The sequence below is a fragment of the Streptococcus sp. ACS2 genome (assembly GCF_000525585.1).
Classification (GTDB): domain Bacteria; phylum Bacillota; class Bacilli; order Lactobacillales; family Streptococcaceae; genus Streptococcus.
Genome location: NZ_JALT01000031.1, coordinates 15,509 through 32,731 on the forward strand (window position 1 = coordinate 15,509; position 17,223 = coordinate 32,731).

General features: G+C 37.3%; 17 protein-coding genes. 14 read left to right on the plus strand and 3 right to left on the minus strand.

The window, feature by feature from the left end; all coding sequences use genetic code 11:
• Window positions 1–38: 38 nt before the first annotated feature.
• The 4 genes from HMPREF1517_RS06395 (at window position 39) to HMPREF1517_RS06410 (ending at window position 3,301) form a co-directional block, all read left to right on the plus strand.
• Window positions 39–863: a CPBP family intramembrane glutamic endopeptidase gene (locus HMPREF1517_RS06395; RefSeq protein WP_037600285.1), complete on the plus strand. Its 825-nt coding sequence runs from the start codon at window positions 39–41 to the stop codon at window positions 861–863.
• A gap of 41 nt (window positions 864–904) precedes the next feature.
• The gene (locus HMPREF1517_RS06400; RefSeq protein WP_021144458.1) at window positions 905–1,540 is read left to right on the plus strand and encodes a copper homeostasis protein CutC; all 636 of its coding nucleotides are present in this window, start codon (window positions 905–907) and stop codon (window positions 1,538–1,540) included.
• A gap of 122 nt (window positions 1,541–1,662) precedes the next feature.
• Window positions 1,663–1,935 (plus strand): hypothetical protein, encoded by a 273-nt coding sequence (locus tag HMPREF1517_RS06405; RefSeq protein ID WP_021144457.1) that lies wholly within the window; start codon window positions 1,663–1,665, stop codon window positions 1,933–1,935.
• A gap of 118 nt (window positions 1,936–2,053) precedes the next feature.
• Window positions 2,054–3,301 carry a DUF4767 domain-containing protein gene (locus HMPREF1517_RS06410; protein ID WP_037600288.1) on the plus strand — a complete coding sequence of 416 codons (1,248 nt, stop codon included), beginning with the start codon at window positions 2,054–2,056 and terminating at the stop codon, window positions 3,299–3,301.
• Window positions 3,302–3,460: 159 nt separating this feature from the next.
• Here the strand turns inward: HMPREF1517_RS06410 and HMPREF1517_RS06415 are convergent, their stop codons facing one another.
• Window positions 3,461–5,227, minus strand: a complete 1,767-nt coding sequence (locus tag HMPREF1517_RS06415) for a DHA2 family efflux MFS transporter permease subunit (protein WP_037600291.1) — start codon at window positions 5,225–5,227, stop codon at window positions 3,461–3,463.
• A gap of 171 nt (window positions 5,228–5,398) precedes the next feature.
• Between HMPREF1517_RS06415 and HMPREF1517_RS06420 the strand changes: the two genes are divergently transcribed.
• The 7 genes from HMPREF1517_RS06420 to HMPREF1517_RS06450 all read left to right on the plus strand — a co-directional run bounded on the left by HMPREF1517_RS06420 (window position 5,399) and on the right by HMPREF1517_RS06450 (window position 11,577).
• Window positions 5,399–5,941, plus strand: coding sequence for a TetR/AcrR family transcriptional regulator (locus HMPREF1517_RS06420; protein WP_037600293.1), 543 nt, complete (start codon window positions 5,399–5,401; stop codon window positions 5,939–5,941).
• A gap of 314 nt (window positions 5,942–6,255) precedes the next feature.
• A complete protein-coding gene (locus HMPREF1517_RS06425) occupies window positions 6,256–7,095 on the plus strand; it encodes a DUF4300 family protein (protein ID WP_037600295.1) in 840 nt (279 codons plus the stop codon).
• A gap of 48 nt (window positions 7,096–7,143) precedes the next feature.
• A complete protein-coding gene (locus HMPREF1517_RS06430) occupies window positions 7,144–7,893 on the plus strand; it encodes a CPBP family intramembrane glutamic endopeptidase (RefSeq protein WP_037600298.1) in 750 nt (249 codons plus the stop codon).
• Window positions 7,894–8,066: 173 nt separating this feature from the next.
• On the plus strand, window positions 8,067–9,110 hold the full coding sequence (locus HMPREF1517_RS06435; RefSeq protein WP_037600300.1) for a FecCD family ABC transporter permease: 1,044 nt from the start codon (window positions 8,067–8,069) through the stop codon (window positions 9,108–9,110).
• A 4-nt stretch (window positions 9,111–9,114) separates the two neighbouring features.
• On the plus strand, window positions 9,115–9,870 hold the full coding sequence (locus tag HMPREF1517_RS06440) for an ABC transporter ATP-binding protein (protein ID WP_037600303.1): 756 nt from the start codon (window positions 9,115–9,117) through the stop codon (window positions 9,868–9,870).
• Between the two features lie 20 nt (window positions 9,871–9,890).
• The gene (locus HMPREF1517_RS06445; RefSeq protein WP_021144450.1) at window positions 9,891–10,907 is read left to right on the plus strand and encodes an ABC transporter substrate-binding protein; all 1,017 of its coding nucleotides are present in this window, start codon (window positions 9,891–9,893) and stop codon (window positions 10,905–10,907) included.
• On the plus strand, window positions 10,888–11,577 hold the full coding sequence (locus tag HMPREF1517_RS06450; protein WP_037600305.1) for an alpha/beta hydrolase-fold protein: 690 nt from the start codon (window positions 10,888–10,890) through the stop codon (window positions 11,575–11,577). Before HMPREF1517_RS06445 ends, HMPREF1517_RS06450 begins: the two co-directional genes overlap by 20 nt.
• 292 nt (window positions 11,578–11,869) lie before the next feature.
• On the opposite strand, the gene HMPREF1517_RS06455 is transcribed toward HMPREF1517_RS06450, so the two are convergent.
• Together HMPREF1517_RS06455 and HMPREF1517_RS06460 are read right to left on the minus strand one after the other, a co-directional pair.
• Window positions 11,870–12,751: a diacylglycerol/lipid kinase family protein gene (locus HMPREF1517_RS06455; protein WP_037600307.1), complete on the minus strand. Its 882-nt coding sequence runs from the start codon at window positions 12,749–12,751 to the stop codon at window positions 11,870–11,872.
• A 103-nt stretch (window positions 12,752–12,854) separates the two neighbouring features.
• The gene (locus HMPREF1517_RS06460; protein ID WP_037600309.1) at window positions 12,855–13,880 is read right to left on the minus strand and encodes a DUF389 domain-containing protein; all 1,026 of its coding nucleotides are present in this window, start codon (window positions 13,878–13,880) and stop codon (window positions 12,855–12,857) included.
• Window positions 13,881–14,579: 699 nt separating this feature from the next.
• On the opposite strand from HMPREF1517_RS06460, the gene HMPREF1517_RS06465 reads away from it, so the two are divergent.
• The 3 genes from HMPREF1517_RS06465 (at window position 14,580) to lpdA (ending at window position 17,186) form a co-directional block, all read left to right on the plus strand.
• Window positions 14,580–14,819 carry a GlsB/YeaQ/YmgE family stress response membrane protein gene (locus HMPREF1517_RS06465; protein ID WP_002890536.1) on the plus strand — a complete coding sequence of 80 codons (240 nt, stop codon included), beginning with the start codon at window positions 14,580–14,582 and terminating at the stop codon, window positions 14,817–14,819.
• 256 nt (window positions 14,820–15,075) lie between these two features.
• Window positions 15,076–15,279, plus strand: a complete 204-nt coding sequence (locus HMPREF1517_RS06470; RefSeq protein WP_002886207.1) for a CsbD family protein — start codon at window positions 15,076–15,078, stop codon at window positions 15,277–15,279.
• A gap of 566 nt (window positions 15,280–15,845) precedes the next feature.
• A complete protein-coding gene (gene lpdA / locus HMPREF1517_RS06475; protein WP_037600317.1) occupies window positions 15,846–17,186 on the plus strand; it encodes a dihydrolipoyl dehydrogenase in 1,341 nt (446 codons plus the stop codon).
• Window positions 17,187–17,223 lie beyond the last annotated feature (37 nt).

Consider the following 17,223-nt stretch of genomic DNA (forward strand, 5'->3'; position numbering starts at 1 on the left):
AAATTAACTTTTATAAAAGACTTATTTGAAAGGAAGATATGCTAAATCAACTAATAAAGAAACCTATTTTAAGTTGTTCAATTATATTTGTTATCTGCTCAGTAGCAAGGCTAATTGAATACTTCTATATTAGGACGGATGAAACCTTCTTATCTGAGAATTTTCTACATAAACTTTTTGGAATTCTTCTACTGTGGGGAGTCCTTTCAATTTGTAATTTAAGATGGAAAGATATTGGTTTCAGTCCTGACGGAATAGTGAGTGGTATAGGGAAGGGGCTACTCTTTGGTTTAGTGTGTTCAGTCTTTGCATATACAATTGAGTGCATTGTTCTCTTGTTTCTTCATGGCAATGTTCACTTATCGTTTTACGCCAGTGGTTTTTCCTTAACAAACGAAAAAGTGTCTCAAGCAGGAATCTCACTTATTCTCTCAAGTGTGTTGTTTAACCTGATAAACGTATGGATGGAAGAAGGAGTTTTCCGTGGCCTTTTCACAAAAATTCTTGAAGGGATTTCGTACCGCAAGAGTCTATTCTTTATAGCCTTCCTATTTGGAATATGGCACTTGGTAATGCCGTTAAGAGATTATCTTCAAGGAGAGTCGTCACTCGTAAATCTCATCGTCATGGGCATTGGCTATGTTATCTTAGCAGGAATGATGAGTATCAAATGGTCCTTACTCTACAAAATGACAGGTTCCTTATGGTTTGGGTTAGGAGATCATTTTTTCAACAATCTTGCTTCGAATCTAGTTCATGTGGTTTCAAATTCTGAAGCAGATAGTTTGCAGATTGTGAGAATCCTTCTATGGCAATTGCTATCATTTGCTATAGTGTTATGGGGTTATCAAAAGAGAAACTGATAGCCAACCACCTTGCTACTACAACTAATTGGAGGTTCAGTATGCCAATATATGAATTTTGTGCAGAGAATGTGACTTACTTAGAAAAAGCTTTTCAAGCCGGTGCTCAACGCGTGGAGTTGTGTGATAATCTGGCTGTTGGAGGCACGACACCTTCTTATGGTGTCATAAAGGCGGCTGTTGAGTTGGCCAAGGATTATCAGGCTAAGGTGATTGTGATGATTCGTCCACGAGGGGGCGACTTTGTCTATAGCCAGCAGGAATTAGCTATCATGCTAGAAGATATCAAGTGTGCGCGTGAATTGGGTGTTGACGGCTTTGCACTAGGTGCTTTGACTTCAGAAAACCAACTCGATACAAAAGCTCTAAAGACCTTGCTAGATGCTGGTCGAGGCCTAGAGGTCACCATGCATATGGCCTTTGACCAAATCCCTAAAGCAGCTCAGCCTAGTGCTATCCAGTGGCTCAAGGAAAATGGAGTGACGCGTCTGCTCACCCGTGCTGGAACTCCTGAGACTGCTCTAGACTTACGCTTGAAACGTTATGCAGAATTGGTTCAGCTAGCAGACGGTCAGTTGGATATTTTAGCAGGAGGTGGTATCTCTGTGGCTAATCGTGACCAATTTCTTGCCATAGCTGGTCTTGAGCAAGTTCATGGAACACGTGTCGTCTTTTAGATTTACAATGGAACCAGCTTCTTGGCTAGGTTCCTTTCGATTTTTGTGCAATGGGAGGCACTTTGCTTTTCTAGTCATTCTTTGGTAAGCTATTACTATAGCATAAAAAAATTGGGGGATGTATGTTAGATAATTTGTTAAAAAAGAACCCTATCTTGGGTGTCATTATTTATCCGTTATTAGGGCTAGGAGCTATTTGGCTTGGTCACTATTACTCACAGAGCCTTTCGCTATTGGAAAAAACGGGTGGTAAGCTTAAGGTTAATACTTTTGTTTACATTGCCTATCAATTAGGTGGGACCAAACTCGTCATGGGGTTATTTATTCTTTTAGCGCTTTTCTTTTTCTATCTGGGCTATACTTATCTTAAAAAACTTGGAAATAGTCAGAAATAATGATCAAGTTTATACACTAACTGCGGCTACTTGCTTGCAGTTTTTTCTTTTCTACAAGTCAACCAGAATCCCTAATTTATGCTAAAATGAAATTATTACGCTTCAAAAAGGAGATGAGATGAAAGCAGAAGAATGGTTAACCTATTTTATAAAGATTTATGGACGTCGCCCAAAGATGACAGAGGTCGATGAGGCGATACAAAATGGTAGTCTCTTAGCCAATCGAGCAGAGGTAGAGAGCTTATTGTTAGCATCTAAGAAGAGCTTTTGGCAAACCTTAAGTCAGTATGTTGTGACTCATAAGGTCGCAGCGTCAGTTCTTGCAGTTTCTTGTATGACGCTTCTTGGTGGTGGTGCCATTTTTGCTTGGCATTCCCTTCATTCACAAGCTCAACAAACGTCATCCCTTACGGCCTCTTCGTCAAGCAGTCAGACTGGTCAAACGTCTTCCTCAGACAAGTCTAAACAATCGAGTTCCAGAGCTTCTGAGTCGTCTTCAAACTCTAGTTCTCAAAGTCAGAATGCCTCATCAGAAGTCAAAACGCCTGCCATGGATGTGGATGCTATTCGAAATGGTGATTTTTCAAGCATCGAAGGTGACTGGGTTTCTGACGGTGGTCATGTTGTGACCATTACCAAGTCAGGGCTCACAAAGTCTGAAGAGACAGGAAGTACTGATGGCAAGACTGTCATTAAAGATTTCAATGGTCAGCCTATGTTTTATTTTGCGGACAATGGTCCAGGGCATGGGGTCAATCCTTTTGTGCCTGTGCCAGCCAATCAAGCAGCACCGTCTCCGGACAATTCTGTCAAAGACACAGATCGTTTGGTTCAAATTCCAGAGTCTGCTGGGCCAGGGGTGGTTTACACGTCTTATTACAGAGTGAAAAGCAAGAGACAGTCCAGCCAGACTAGCCCAACCAATACGACAGCCCTTTGGAATAGTGACAAGGCTGCCAAGCTCGCAAGTTACATGGTGGAGTTTGGGCACAAGATGAATCAAGAAAGTTATAGAAGGCTAACACCTAACGGAAGTGACGATTTCTTTGGTGCCATGTCTTTTGCTAAAAATAATCGCATTATTGTAGGTGAAAAGACAGAACAAAATGCCCCAATGACCAACCAACAAAAGGTAGACGTTGCCTTTTCTGACGATGGTACAGGGACAGCCGACTATATCATTGTAGACAGCTACGGGTATTCAGGTTCTGCCATGATTCTCTACCATTTCACCATCCATAAAGGTCAACCAGTGGTCCTAGTTTCCATGCAAAATCAGGGGAATCCTGAAAACATGTATTATATGTACCCTACCAATAATAAGGACATCCAAGAAGCCTTTGCAAATATTGTGAATGACAAGTGATGGTTTGAGAGGTTTGAAAGAAAAATTTTACATCTTAAAAATACAATATAAGTGAACAAAAGATTTTCTATGTTCCAAATCTGTTTACTTACTATTTAAATTATATAAAAGAGCCAGCCTAAAGTTTAGACTGGCTTTTCCTATTATAAAATAACTTAGTTATTCATCTTTTCGCTTTTCTGTCATCAGAGCTAATGGAGTACATATCAATACAATGATTGCTCCTACAATAAATACATTATCAAATGCCCTGCTTAACTGCTCATTTTTTTCTTTGACAATTACTTTAAGAGCAGATGATAATTCATCCTTTTGAGCTAATAATTTAATCGCTGTACCAACTTTAGCTTGGTCTCCAGATATAGTTTTTAAACTAGTTGATAACTGTGGGACACTTGAACTAACAGTTTCAACTCCATTGATTAATAACTGATTTGCATCATAAATCTTTCTATAATTACTCCCCTTTTTAGGTTCTGGAAGATTATCTGTTTTTTGAGCAGCTATTTTGATTGCCTCAACCATATTACTTTGTTTGGTTGAAATACTATTATTTTTCTTAGTCGTATCGAAAGTTTTTGAAATTTCCTTCTTAGCAACTTTTTTTACGTCTGTTGATAAAACCCGTTTTTCAATTTGGTTATACGCTGTTTCCTTAATTTGTGTTTTAGCAATATTGACATTACTATTTAAAATGGTAACGAGGAGAGCCACACCAATGGCTTGCCCAATATATCTAGAAGCATTAACGATACCTGACCCAATTCCAGCCTTATTAATTGGTAAATATTTTACTGATGATGTTAAGGACATTGCCATAAATCCTAGTCCTAAACCAATAATTACATTACAACAAACAATGAGGCTTTGTGAGGTATTATACTGAATAAGACTAAGCATAAATAATCCACCTGCTGTGATAACCAAACCGATACTAATGAGCAATCTTGCACTAATTTTTTGGTACATCTTAGTTGCTAACGGCATACCTACTACGATAGCTAAAGAGGTGGGAATAATAAGATATGCTGAATGCAAAGCAGAATAGTTGCGAACATTTTGCAAGAAATAGTTTAAGATCAATGAAGGTACGATAATCGCAAATCCAAAAATCATATAAATAAGACTTGAAGATGTAAATGTACTTTCCTTGAATAAATTTAAGTCAATGATAGGTGATTTTACTCTTCTTTCGGTTAAAAAAAAGAAAAATAAGCCTACAACACTAATAATAAAACTAGCTATGATGGTTTGTGATGCCCAACCATACTCGTGACCTTCTAATAAACCAAATATAAGTCCACCTAAAGTACAAGTTAGAAAAATAATACCTAGCCAGTCAATATTCTTTGAAATTTTTAAATCATATGATTCTTTTGTCCCTACTAGGATCATCAAGAATGCAAAGATAGCGATTGGAACATTAATACCAAGAATCCAATGATATGTTGTCCAATGGACAATTAAACCACCAATTACTGGTCCCCCCGCTGCAGCTAAGGCACTGAAGGTACCCATAATAGCAGTAATACGGCTGGTATTCTCTTTCCCAAGTAGTTCAATTCCCATGGGGAGAACAATTGGAGTTAATATGGCACCTCCAATTCCTTGGAAGAACCGAAAAATAATTAAGAGTAATAAAGAATCAGCCACCATACATGCGAATGAGAAGTTGCCAAATATGACTACACCAATTAGCATAACCAATTTTCTACCGTAGATATCAGCGAGTTTTGAAACAGTAATAATAAATACAGACATTGCTAAAACATAGATTGTTGCTACCCAACTTGTATCAGTCAATCCTGTATGTAAGTCTTCCATAATATTTGGTAGGGCGATATTAACAATCGTGGCATCTAAAGCTCCCATAAAGAGTGCTAAAACTAGACCTATAAATCCTAGAATTTTTCTTGATTTTATCATTAAATTCTATTCCCTTCATTAATTATTTTGTTAAATGATTAATGATGCATCAATTATCTTAGTGAACATAAAACAGTCTTTTTTAACTTTTATAATTCACATAAAAAGAATATAATAATACCCATATATTGACCATGACAACATCAAACAATATGTTTAATTAAGGAAAAAATGACAAAGAAAAGAAAGACTAATAGCGTTACTAACCTCAAGTCTGCTTTGATAGACCTCCTACTTGAAATGGAGTACTCAAAAATAACCATTGGAAATATAACTCAGAGAGCAAATGTTAGTAGGGGAACATTTTATCAACATTTTCTTGATAAGGATGATTTAGCATACTCTATCGGAACAGAGACGATGCAAAGATTTTGGGAGATTTTAGCTCAAGGAAATTTAGATAAAGAGGACATGCTTTTAAAGGCTCTACTATTAATAAAAAATGACTATAAACATTTTAAAGCAATTTCAAAAGCACCTCACGTTCAATTTAAAGATAAGGTTCAACAACTTATTTGTGATCTTATAAATAACAACTCAGCTATTAGAGAAAAGATCAAGAAAAAGACGAAGATTTCAGATGAAATTGTGATAAAAGCCTTCTCTACATCTTTTGAAACCATTATCTCATCCTGGATTGATAATGATTTATCGGAAAGTCCCGAAAAAGTTGTAGATAATATCATTAAAATTGAACAGCTATTTTGGAAATAATAAAAAATATAGAAAAAATGATAAAAATCCATAGTCTTCAAACGGTGTGAGCCTATACTGAGACTTTACGCTGTGATAAAAACGCCTGAAGAATTGGTATTTCAGGCGTTCGGAATTTTTGAGACTCTAGGCTCAAAAATTAGCCATGGAACTTCGAAGAAGTTCGCTGGCGTCCGCTATCACCTAAGTAAAGTCTCAAGTAAAAGCTTTTGTCCTCAATCTAAAGCCTTGTTGCCAAGGCTTTTTCTTGTGGAAAAGTATCCTGAGATTAAGTAGCTGTCAAAATCTGGTATAATGAATCCAAGGAGGCGCCTATGAAAACTTTGAAAAAACAGACGCTAATTCTTTTATCTATCTCTAGCCTGCTACTTGTCGGTTTAGCAGTTTTTGCACATATCCACAAAAAGGAGGAAAAACCAAGCTACTCCAACCTTAATAGCAAGGCCAGTCTTAATGAGGTGCGTTCCATTCTCTCGAAACATTTGGACGAGGAGAGTGTGGATAACTTTATCAATCTGGTTAGGGATTACAATGATACCATGGGTACTGTTGGTCTTTCTGGGGATTTTGCGCCATTTACCAAAACAGACTATGATGTGGAAAAAATCAGTAGCCTGTGGACAGCCAAGCATGGTGACTTTATTGGTACCAACTGCCGTATCAACACCTACACGCTACTGAAAGGCAAAATCAAGATTCCTCAAGTCAAAAGTGATACTGAGCTCCTTTTCCAAGACAAGGACGCCATTGACAAGGGTAAGCTCTTTAATGCCAAGGACCAGGCAAACTTTGACATTCTTTTTTCAAGGGTCAAGACCGAAGCTACCCAAGATGTCAAGGTTCACGCCAAGCATATGGAGGATTACTACAAACAGTTCACCTTTGACGACAAGGCACGCATGCTGTCGGTTGTTGTCCACGATAATTTGGATGGTGATTCCCTTTTTGTCGGTCACGTCGGAGTCTTGGTGCCTACGACGGATGGCTACTTATTTGTTGAAAAGTTAACCTTTGAAGAGCCCTACCAAGCCATTAAATTTGCCAGCAAAAAAGATTGCTACAAGTATCTCACAACCAAGTACAAGGACTATACCGGACCAGGTCTAGCCAAACCCTTTATCATGGACAATGGCAAATGGGTGGATATGGACTAGGTTATCGTGAGACGAAAGTTTGAATAGGGAAGAAAAAGGAAGCAAGATATGAAAAGAAAACAAGCCTTGTTGCTTTATCTAGCAGGGACCCTTGGACAAATCTTACTGGTCAGTCTCCTTGTTTGGCTGCTAAGAGCAGGAGAAGTTAGGGTTGATTATGGGACTCCAATTGGCCTCTTTACCCTTATGTTAGGTGGCTTGTCATCAGCCATTTGGGGAGCAATTATTAGTATCCGCTATTATCACTCCAGTTTTAAACAGCTTGTCAGAGATTTTTTCCAAGTCAAACAAGCTCCTCTTAACTATCTCTTAGTCCTCATTTTTATAGGTTTGGATTTTTTACCACAGGTCTTTAGTGGGGAAATGATTATTCCAACTTGGTATTTCCCCATAATTTTATTTGTAAAAGCCCTCGTCTTTGGTGGAATCGAAGAAATTGGTTGGCGCCATTTTTTCCAGCCTACTTTGCAAGAAAAGTTGACCTATCTAGTGTCTACGCTGTGTACCTTTGTAGCCTGGTCACTATGGCATTTACTCTATTTTTATATTGATGGGTCTATGGCCACGGTTCATTTGCTACCATTTTTGCTAGGCTTATTAAGCAATTGTTTCATCTTATCCGCTATTTATACAAAGACCAGAAGCCTTTGGCTTTGTGTGATGACACATGCGTTGATCAATGCTTTATCGCAACTGTCATCAACTGAGGAGAACCTTGGATTATCCCTTGTAATTAAGGTGCTGATAATCCTTCTTGCCATGAGAATTGCTAGTAGCAGTGTGGAGAAAGTTAAATGATAAACCGACTTTTTTATCACTTTGCTTCAATTATTTATAAATCTTAAGAGTAGTTCAAGACTACTCTTTTTTCTATGTAATACTCAGATGACCTTGCCCATCTTTTTGAGGCATGTTATACTAAAAAGGTATTGTCAAAATTTTCTGACATTACAGGTGGAAAGGAGGTGCTAATGCCTTTTAAAAAAACAAAACATCTTGTTTTTTCCCGCTACCTAAGCCTGCTCTGTTTGCTTCTATTTTTAGTAGTAGCGTCAGTTTTTGTTGCAGTATCCTTAGGAGCGGTCACTATAGATATAGGTGATACCTATGGTGTCATCCTCAGAAAATTGGGGTTTCCGATTGCCAGTCAACGCATAGCCAAACCACTTGAAGCTATTATCTGGAATATGCGAGTTCCTAGGGTTATCCTAGGGTTAATAGTTGGTGCAGGTCTTTCCATGTCTGGGAGTGTCATGCAGTCAACCGTTAATAATCCTATTGCTGAGCCCTATATATTAGGAATCTCGGCGGGTGCAACTTTTGGAGCAACCTTGGCCATCATTTTAGGGCTTAAAGCTGTGGTAGGCTTGGGTGCCTTTGTGGGAGCTATCCTAGCGACGGTTCTTGTCCTAATTATTGCCTCTATGCAGGGGAGAGTGACCACATCTGGCTTGATTTTATCTGGAACGGTTGTTAATGCCCTCTTTATTGCCTTTGCCAATTTTATAATCTCTATTGGAGCGACAGCAGATAGTGTTATGACCATTAAGTTTTGGACTATGGGTTCATTGACAGGAACATCTTGGTCAGATTTGATGCTTCCAGCAGTAGTGGTTGGTTTAGCCTTTATCTTTTTCTCAACTCAGTATCGTGTCTTCAATGCCATGATGATGGGAGATGAGGCAGCTTTGACTTTAGGGATTCCACTTAAACTCTATTGGTATCTTTATATCGCCATCGTTGCGATCATAACGGCAGTCTTGGTTGCTAGTTGTGGTATTATTGGCTTTGTGGGCTTGATTACCCCTCATATTGCCAGAAGTTTAGTCGGGACTAATTATCGTAAGCTTTTTCCAGTAGCAACTCTCCTAGGTTCCTTGTTTGTGGTTTGGGCAGATGTCTTGGCTAGAATCCTCGTTAAAAATGCGGAGTTACCTATCGGTATCTTTACAGCCTTGGTTGGCGCACCTTTCTTTATTTATATTGTGACTAAAAATCGTAGGAAGGTGGTTTAGACTTATGGATGTAAAGTGTAAGGATATTCATTATTCGATTGGAGAGAAAAAAATCCTAAATAGAGTCTCCCTAAAGGTCGAAGGTGGACAATTCCAGACCATACTAGGACCAAATGGGAGTGGGAAATCAACCTTGCTAAAAACCATTTATCGCCAGTTGAAACCAGATAGCGGTCAGATTTTACTTGATGGTAAAAGCCTAGATCAGGTAAGCCTAAAGGAAACTGCAAAAGAAATGGCTGTTGTGACACAGTTTAACACCCTTCAATTTGATTGCACGGTGGAAGAAATTGTCATGCTTGGCCGAACACCCCATCTTTCCTTTCTGCAAAAAGAATCGGAGCGGGACCACTTGCTCGTCCAGGATGCCCTAGACAAGGTTGGCATGTCTGAAAAGAAGACACGCTATTATTCGTCCTTATCAGGTGGCGAAAAACAAAGAGTTATCCTAGCGCGTGCTTTGGCTCAGGAACCCAAACTCCTTTTATTGGATGAGCCTACCAACCATTTGGATATTAAGTATCAGTTGGAGATGTTGGCCTTGGTCAAGGAACTCGGCATTAATGTTCTCGCAGTTCTCCACGATATTCAATTGGCCTGTCGTTTTTCAGATTATATTTACTTAATGAAAGGGGGTGAGATTGTTGCCCAAGGTGTCCCAAGGGATGCCGTAACCCCACAATCCTTGCAGGCAGTTTATGATGTTCAGAGTCGTATTACCTGGACGGATGACCAGCAGGCAATGATTCAGTATTTATAAGCCTAGGAAAGGAAGGCCTTATGAACAAGAAAACTTTTGGTATCGCATTAATCGCTGCAGCAGTCCTCACATTGACAGCATGCAGTTCTACATATAAAAACAGCACATCATCGTCATCAGCAGCAAAAGAAACGGTGAAAAAGACTAACTCAGAAACCCAGTATCCTTTGACCGTCAAAACTTATGACGATCAAGGAACTGAGCTAGATCAAGTCTTCAAAAAGGCACCAGAAAAGGTTATCACAAACAACCTTTCATCAACGGAAATTTTGATTGAGCTTGGTTTAAAAGACAAGATTGTCGGTATGCTTAACCCTGACAATGAAGTAACCGATAAATATAAGGAAGACATTGCCTCAATCCCACATATCGGTGATAAGAAGACTATCTCTCAAGAAGCCATCTTGGCTTACGGACCTGATGCCCTTATTGGTCGTAACATGATGTTCTCAGACAAATCAATGGGAACCATCAGCACGTGGAACAGCAACGACATTCCCGTCTATACGCAAAAAGCTTCTGTTTCAACAACCAAACAAGATTTGAATAATATCATCGAAGATGTTAAAAATATTGGTGACATTTTCAACGTTCAAGACAAGGCAGACAAGTATGCAGGACAACTCCAAAAGCGTATTGACGCCGTTAAAAAGAAAAACAAGTCTTCTGACAAAGACTTGAAGAAGGCTCTGATCATGTGTGCCTACAACGATGAGACCTTTGGAACTTACAAATCTGCCCTTCAAGAAAGTATGCTTAATCAGCTTGGCTATACCAATGTTGCGACAGGAACATCAGATTTGACTCTGGAAAATCTCGTGTCTATGGAACCAGAATTGATTATCTATGTAACTAGTGACCGTAATAAGGCCATGGACAAGGATGCTACAGACAAGATGGAAAAGAACGCTGTTCTTGAAAATGTACCAGCCGTTAAAAACAAGAAAATCATGACTATTTCTTATGATGAGCTTATGGATTACGGTCCATCTGTGATTGATTCTCTTGAGAAGGTTAATGACTTTGTTAATAAATAAAGACTTTGTCTGCCATGGCATTCGAGTGACGATTGCCCTTCCTGAGTCTTATGATGCTACTAAGACTTATCCAGCTGTTTTTCTGAATGATGGACAACTGGATTATCTGGGAAAACTAGCGGATTCTGTTATCCTGGTAGGCCTTGAGCCTAAGAATCGCTTGGATGATTTTACACCTTGGTATGCTCAGGCTTTGAGACCTGGAAGCCCTGATTTTGGTGGCAAGCAAGCTAGCTATCATGACCATCTATTTGGCCATATTTTAAATAGCATCCAAGAGGAGTTTCGATTGGATGACAGTCGTATGGCTTATGGAGGCTACTCGCTGGGTGGTTTGGCTGCTATCCACAGTCTTTATAGCAGTGATAAGATGCCTTTTATCTTTTCCATTTGTGGATCCTTCTGGTATCCAGATTTTGTAGCCTACTGCCAATCCCACCAGCTTCTCAATAAGTCTTGCTCGGTCTATTTATGTAACGGTTTGACCGAAGGGGCTAATCATAAGAATAGACTGGCCAAGGCTCCTAGCTTTGCCAAAGAAGTACATGAATGCATCAAAAAACAGTGCTTGTCCACTTATTCAGCACTTGACCCTTACGGTCATCATGACCATCTCCAAGAAAGATATGATGCTTTTTCGGACTGGTTGATTGAAGAGTGGAAACTCTGAAATGCTGCTATTGGTGATTGAGTAGGAAAGAGAGAAGAAAAGTAGTGAAGAAGATTCCGACGATGGAATCTCTTCACTACTTTTTGTTATGCTCGAAAACTACCATCACAGTTGATGTTTCCGAAAAGGTTTTAGACATGAATCAAAAAACGCCTTAACTCCGTATATTAAAAGTAATTTAGTTACCTTTGACTTATATCCTAACTTCAAAAAGGACAGGACTATTATTGTTGCTGATGCAGTAACTTATATCATTTAAAACTTTTTTGTTGGAGAAGTAGAAGAGAAAAAACTATACTTTGGTGCCTGAGAACACTTCGATATGGTTCCCTAGTATTTTTATATCTACTGGAAGATTATCCGATTTGTCTCCATCAACATCTGACTCTAACTCAACCTCTGAAGAAATCCTAATATTACGCGCTTTGATATATTCGATATTATCGTTACCTACTAGATCCCCTTTTAACAAATCTGGGATAGTCGATAATTTAGAAATGATGGATGCATCTTTTAAAATCAAGATATTTCCATATCCATCTGTATTTTCATCAAATAGTTTTTTGTCTGCATAGTAATTAGATAGAAGAACTAAGACCTGACTAGCTTCACCTTCATAATTGCCATTTTCGCTTTCAATACGAACATTAAATACATCGTCTTCCACAACGGACTTCATCGTATTGATTGCATATGCAAAGATACCGTACTTTGTTTTATCTTCAATATCAACGTTATGAATAGCTTCTGGTAAAGATCCAACACTAAAAATATAGCCAAAATAATGTTGATTAGCTTTTCCAACATCAATGGTTTTAGTAAAATTGAAATCAAGTTCTTCAATCGCTTGATCAATATTTTGGTTGATTTCTAATAGCTTAGTGATTAAATTACCAGTTCCACCAGGAATAATCCCAAGTTTTGGGATGTGATTTTTTTCAGCAATCCCTGAAATAACCTCATTTACAGTACCGTCTCCACCAAAAACAATTACTGCATCATATTTTTCTTTAGAGGCTTTTTCAGCAAATTGAGTTGCATCTTTGGCTTTTTGCGTAATCTTAGTTTCAACATAATCAAAATACTTTTTAGCCTTATTCTCCAAGCTCTCTTTATAATCTAATGCTGTTTCTCCTCCAGAAGTTGGATTAATAATTATCATTACTTTTTTCATTGCTATTTTCTCCTATGGACTACTAGTGACAATACTTTTCAACGGTTTCTTATGCTTATCAAATTAATATCTCACATTACTTGTTGTTATTTGGGGATTCTTTTTACTTATCCTTTTCTATTTGTTGAAGATCATCATCGTTTTTATATTGAATGATGTAGTCTACTAATTCTTTTTCAGTTAATCTATCATTTGTTAATTGTGAAACCTGAATCGAGATATTTTTCAAACCATATTCATTTTGTTTGTTAATGATACCTTGTAACTCAGCTTCTGAAAGGTATTTACCTGAAATGGTTAGCTTTAGTGTATTATTTTCTTTACTATATTTCTTTTTCAAAATAGTATGGTTTTCAAATTGATCAGATAGATAATTATTGATAGACTCATTGATTAGCGTATCTCTAACTAAGGCAGTTGCAGAAGCTAAACTTGGAATAATAAGAACAAGCGAGACTAGAATTAATATTTTTCGCATTTTAGAGGCTTTACGATTATGTTTAACATAAGGATTATTAACCATCATCACATTAGTGCCAATATATGTAGCAATCATAATAAAACTGCAGTTAATGGAGAACAAATATGACGCCCCTATCATATACTCAAGATTTCCTGTGGCAATAGAATACCCCACGGTACAAACGGGTGGCATAAGAGCAGTTGCAATGGCGACACCAGGAACAATGTTATTAGCTTCTTTCTTTCGTGCTCCAATAATGCCGGCTAATCCACCGACGAATGCTATTACAACGTCCCAAATTGTGGGCGAAGTTCTAGCAATAATTTCAGTACTTGCGTAAGAAATGGGCGAAAGTAAAAAATAAAGTGTAGAGGCTAAAAGGCTTACTGCAACTTGAATAAAAAGAATTTTAAACGACTTTTTGAGAAGTTTTGTATCTAATATTGCTAACGCAAAACCTACTCCAAGGATAGGTGTCATCAATGGAGAAATCAACATTGCCCCTATGATTGTTGGAATAGAATTCATATTCAAACCAATAGATGCAATCAATATCGCACACAATAAAGTGGTTAAGTCACTTTTTGATAAATCTAAATCCTCATAGATTTTGTCCCTAAATTCTATTAGAGAATAAAGTTTACCATCCTTCAAAACTTTTTCCATAACAGTACTCCCTCTTTGTTAGTATAGTCAACTTTTTAAGCTCACTCTTTGACGACGTATCTAAATCATTGGCCATTATTATTGTAACTTCTTTACGTGGGCGTGTTTTATATTCTACTTTCAATTTGTAATCAATTCACTACTCCATATTAATTTTAAATTCCTACTGAAAGTGATGCAGTGTTTGGTGTATTATTTATACTATTTTGTTAGATACTTACTATTTAAAGAAAAACGTGTAAGGGTTTACATGTCTCAATTATACATTTTATTTTTACTTTCGTCACTCGAACGTCTTAGGGCTATTTTCTTTTGTGGCTAAAATGCTAATCAATCATATGAATGTAGCAGTTTAATCAAACTTTTTATTCATAAATCAATCCATTTAGAGGAAGTCCTAATAACAGTAGAAGTATGTATAGATTTTTAATAAAAAAATGAGATAAGCGAAATTGTAAAACTATGCAACCGATTGCAAAGGCCAATGATGGTTTTCATGTCTATTTTTGTGTAAGCGCAAACATTTTCATTGACTTATCAATTTGATTAACTTATACTGTTATTAACAGGTATATACTAACATTAATCTTATGATTGTTAAGATTAATATAAAAAATGTTTTAGCTAAAATGTAACTCTTTAGATGGTTTGATTTTCCAAACAATCTAACTTTCCTCAATTTAGAAAGGGGGAGACATTATGCTTTGGGCTATTATTGTCGGAGGCTTTATAGGTTTTATTGCTGGTGGAATCACTAAAAAGGGAGGTTCCATGGGAATAATTGCCAATATCTTTGCAGGTTTAATTGGTTCATCTGTTGGACAGTCACTCTTCGGTTCTTGGGGACCTAGACTAGCTGGAATGGCCTTAGTTCCGTCAATTTTAGGGGCAGTTATTGTTGTTGCAGTAGTATCATTTTTCTTAGGGAAAAAAGAATAATTTTCAATATTTCGACAGGAAGACTCCAATCAACTAGCAAACTTAGTGCCGATAAATTAAAAAAGTGGTAAACATGGACTAGCTAATGGTTTATCAGCAAATAAAGATAACGTTAGTGAGGGTGTTCAAGCTGTTTATGACTCGACTTCAACACAAAAGCTATAATTTAACTTATCTTTTTATACTCAAAAATTTGAATGTATTGTTTAAGAGCGTTCATATTTAAAAATCTTTATGTCCAAAGGAGGATAATATTATGTCAGTAGAAGAAAAACTCAACCAAGCTAAAGGCGCATTTAAAGAAGGTGTCGGAAAATTAACTGGTGATAAAAAAACAGAAAAAGAAGGTGCTGCGGAAAAAGCAGTCTCAAAAGTGAAAGAAGTTGCCGAAGATGCCAAAGATGCTGTTGAAGGAGCTATCGAAGGTGTGAAAAATATGATTAAAAAGGACGATAAATAATTAAATAGTCAATTGATTTTTCACATAAAAGCTACAAAAGCTACTCTACAAAAAATAGAGTTGTCATATTCTACTCCTAATTACTCACTTATAAGATTACTTTCAAATAACTACAAATCGATATTCTTATAATATTATTCAGTTGAAAAATTAACTTTCTTTAGATTAATTCAAATTCCTTTTTAACTCCATATACATATTCTTTCTAATAGTAAAAGCACTCTAATTTCTATAGTTTTATCCAAGCTATAGACGCTAGAGTGTTTTTTATAACATTTTGAAGAATTATTTAATGATTAGGGGAGATTTGTATTTTTCTAGTTCTTATACAAATCAGCAAAATATAAGTACTAACATCATCCCGATTAGAGAATGGCATACGTTTGCATTGCTTGTGAATGTTTTCACCACCAAAACATCACATTTTCAGTGAATTACTTGATTTTCATAAGTATTAGTTTTATAATCAAAATATAGAAAACGCTTTCAAAAATATCTCCGAGTTTTTGTCCTACATGAAGTGGTTCGGCTAACAGCCGACTTCCATTCTAGAAAGGAGTATTGTTTTGAGTCAATGTGATATTCTCATTATAGGGGCAGGTCCTGGTGGTTATGTTGCTGCTGAAGAAGCTGCCCGTTTAGGTAAAAAGGTAACTGTCATTGAGAAAAACTCCATAGGTGGCACTTGTTTGAACGTTGGCTGTATCCCATCCAAAGCCTATCTTGAACATGCCCATTGGCTATTAGCTGCTAAAGAAGCCTCTCAGTATGGAGTAACAATTTTAAATGATAATCTTGATTTTCAAAAACTTGTTGCTCGCAAAGATCAAGTCGTAGCAACACTACAGTCTGGTATTCAATCAAGTTTTAAACAATTAGGTATCACCTATATTGAAGGTGAGGCAGCTTATATTTCTGATAAAACCTTCCAAGTTAATGGTGAAAGAGTCTCAGGTAAGTCTGTTATTTTGGCGACGGGGAGTCATCCATTTATTCCTCCTATTCCTGGTATTAACGATGTTAACTATTTGACAACAGATAGCTTTTTCAACTTAAAGGAACTTCCTCAACGTTTGGTTATCATTGGTGGAGGTATTATTTCCGTTGAGTTAGCTTTTGCCATGGCTCCACTTGGTGTGGATGTGACAGTGATAGAGGTTGCACCAACAATTTTAGCAACTGAAGATGACGAAGCACGTTCCATTATTAGAGAAAAGATGGAACAACTTGGAATTACCATTCTGGAGGGAGTTAGCATAGATAGGGTTAAAGAAAATGCTGTAATTTTAGCAGATGGGAAGTCCTACTCTTATGATAACTTACTTGTAGCAACAGGGCGTAAGCCAAATATTGAGTTAGCCCAAATGATGGGCTTGGAGCTGACCGAAAAAGGCTTTATTAAGGTAGATAGTTATTACGAGTCATCTCAAACAGGTGTTTATGCGATTGGGGATTTGATTCCTGGATATATGTTGGCTCATGTTGCTAGTAGCGAGGGAATCAAAGCTGTTCGAGCCATTTGTCGTCAGGCTGAGGAACCAGTTGATAATTCAAGTGTTCCACGGTCGCTCTTTACAACGCCAGAGATTGCTTCCTTTGGCTTGTCAGAAGAGGAGGCGGTACAACAAGGATATGATATATTAGTTGGTCAACTTCCTTATGTTTATAATGGTCGAGCCATTGCGTCTAATTCAGCAAAAGGTTTTGTTAAAATTATCTCCGAAAAACGCTATCACCTACTATTAGGTGCCGTTATCATTGGTCCACATGCAACTGATATTCTACAATCCTTGATTGTCTTGAAAGATGCTGAAGGAACACTTGATCAGCTTGATAAGACAATTTTTGCACATCCAACAATTTCTGAGTTGGTTCAGGAAGTTGCAAGACTGATTTTAAGGTCCTAAGGTCGATGGATAGGTTTAGCACAGCCATTCTCATTTT

Coding starts and splice junctions, on each gene's coding strand:
- HMPREF1517_RS06440 (WP_037600303.1), top strand. CDS start 9,115: ATGGATGTAAAGTGTAAGGATATTCATTATTCGATTGGAGAGAAAAAA.
- HMPREF1517_RS06470 (WP_002886207.1), top strand. CDS start 15,076: ATGTCAGTAGAAGAAAAACTCAACCAAGCTAAAGGCGCATTTAAAGAA.
- HMPREF1517_RS06460 (WP_037600309.1), bottom strand. CDS start 13,880: ATGGAAAAAGTTTTGAAGGATGGTAAACTTTATTCTCTAATAGAATTT.
- HMPREF1517_RS06405 (WP_021144457.1), top strand. CDS start 1,663: ATGTTAGATAATTTGTTAAAAAAGAACCCTATCTTGGGTGTCATTATT.
- HMPREF1517_RS06415 (WP_037600291.1), bottom strand. CDS start 5,227: ATGATAAAATCAAGAAAAATTCTAGGATTTATAGGTCTAGTTTTAGCA.
- HMPREF1517_RS06445 (WP_021144450.1), top strand. CDS start 9,891: ATGAACAAGAAAACTTTTGGTATCGCATTAATCGCTGCAGCAGTCCTC.
- HMPREF1517_RS06435 (WP_037600300.1), top strand. CDS start 8,067: ATGCCTTTTAAAAAAACAAAACATCTTGTTTTTTCCCGCTACCTAAGC.
- HMPREF1517_RS06395 (WP_037600285.1), top strand. CDS start 39: ATGCTAAATCAACTAATAAAGAAACCTATTTTAAGTTGTTCAATTATA.
- HMPREF1517_RS06465 (WP_002890536.1), top strand. CDS start 14,580: ATGCTTTGGGCTATTATTGTCGGAGGCTTTATAGGTTTTATTGCTGGT.
- HMPREF1517_RS06455 (WP_037600307.1), bottom strand. CDS start 12,751: ATGAAAAAAGTAATGATAATTATTAATCCAACTTCTGGAGGAGAAACA.
- HMPREF1517_RS06410 (WP_037600288.1), top strand. CDS start 2,054: ATGAAAGCAGAAGAATGGTTAACCTATTTTATAAAGATTTATGGACGT.
- HMPREF1517_RS06425 (WP_037600295.1), top strand. CDS start 6,256: ATGAAAACTTTGAAAAAACAGACGCTAATTCTTTTATCTATCTCTAGC.
- HMPREF1517_RS06400 (WP_021144458.1), top strand. CDS start 905: ATGCCAATATATGAATTTTGTGCAGAGAATGTGACTTACTTAGAAAAA.
- HMPREF1517_RS06450 (WP_037600305.1), top strand. CDS start 10,888: ATGACTTTGTTAATAAATAAAGACTTTGTCTGCCATGGCATTCGAGTG.
- HMPREF1517_RS06430 (WP_037600298.1), top strand. CDS start 7,144: ATGAAAAGAAAACAAGCCTTGTTGCTTTATCTAGCAGGGACCCTTGGA.
- HMPREF1517_RS06420 (WP_037600293.1), top strand. CDS start 5,399: ATGACAAAGAAAAGAAAGACTAATAGCGTTACTAACCTCAAGTCTGCT.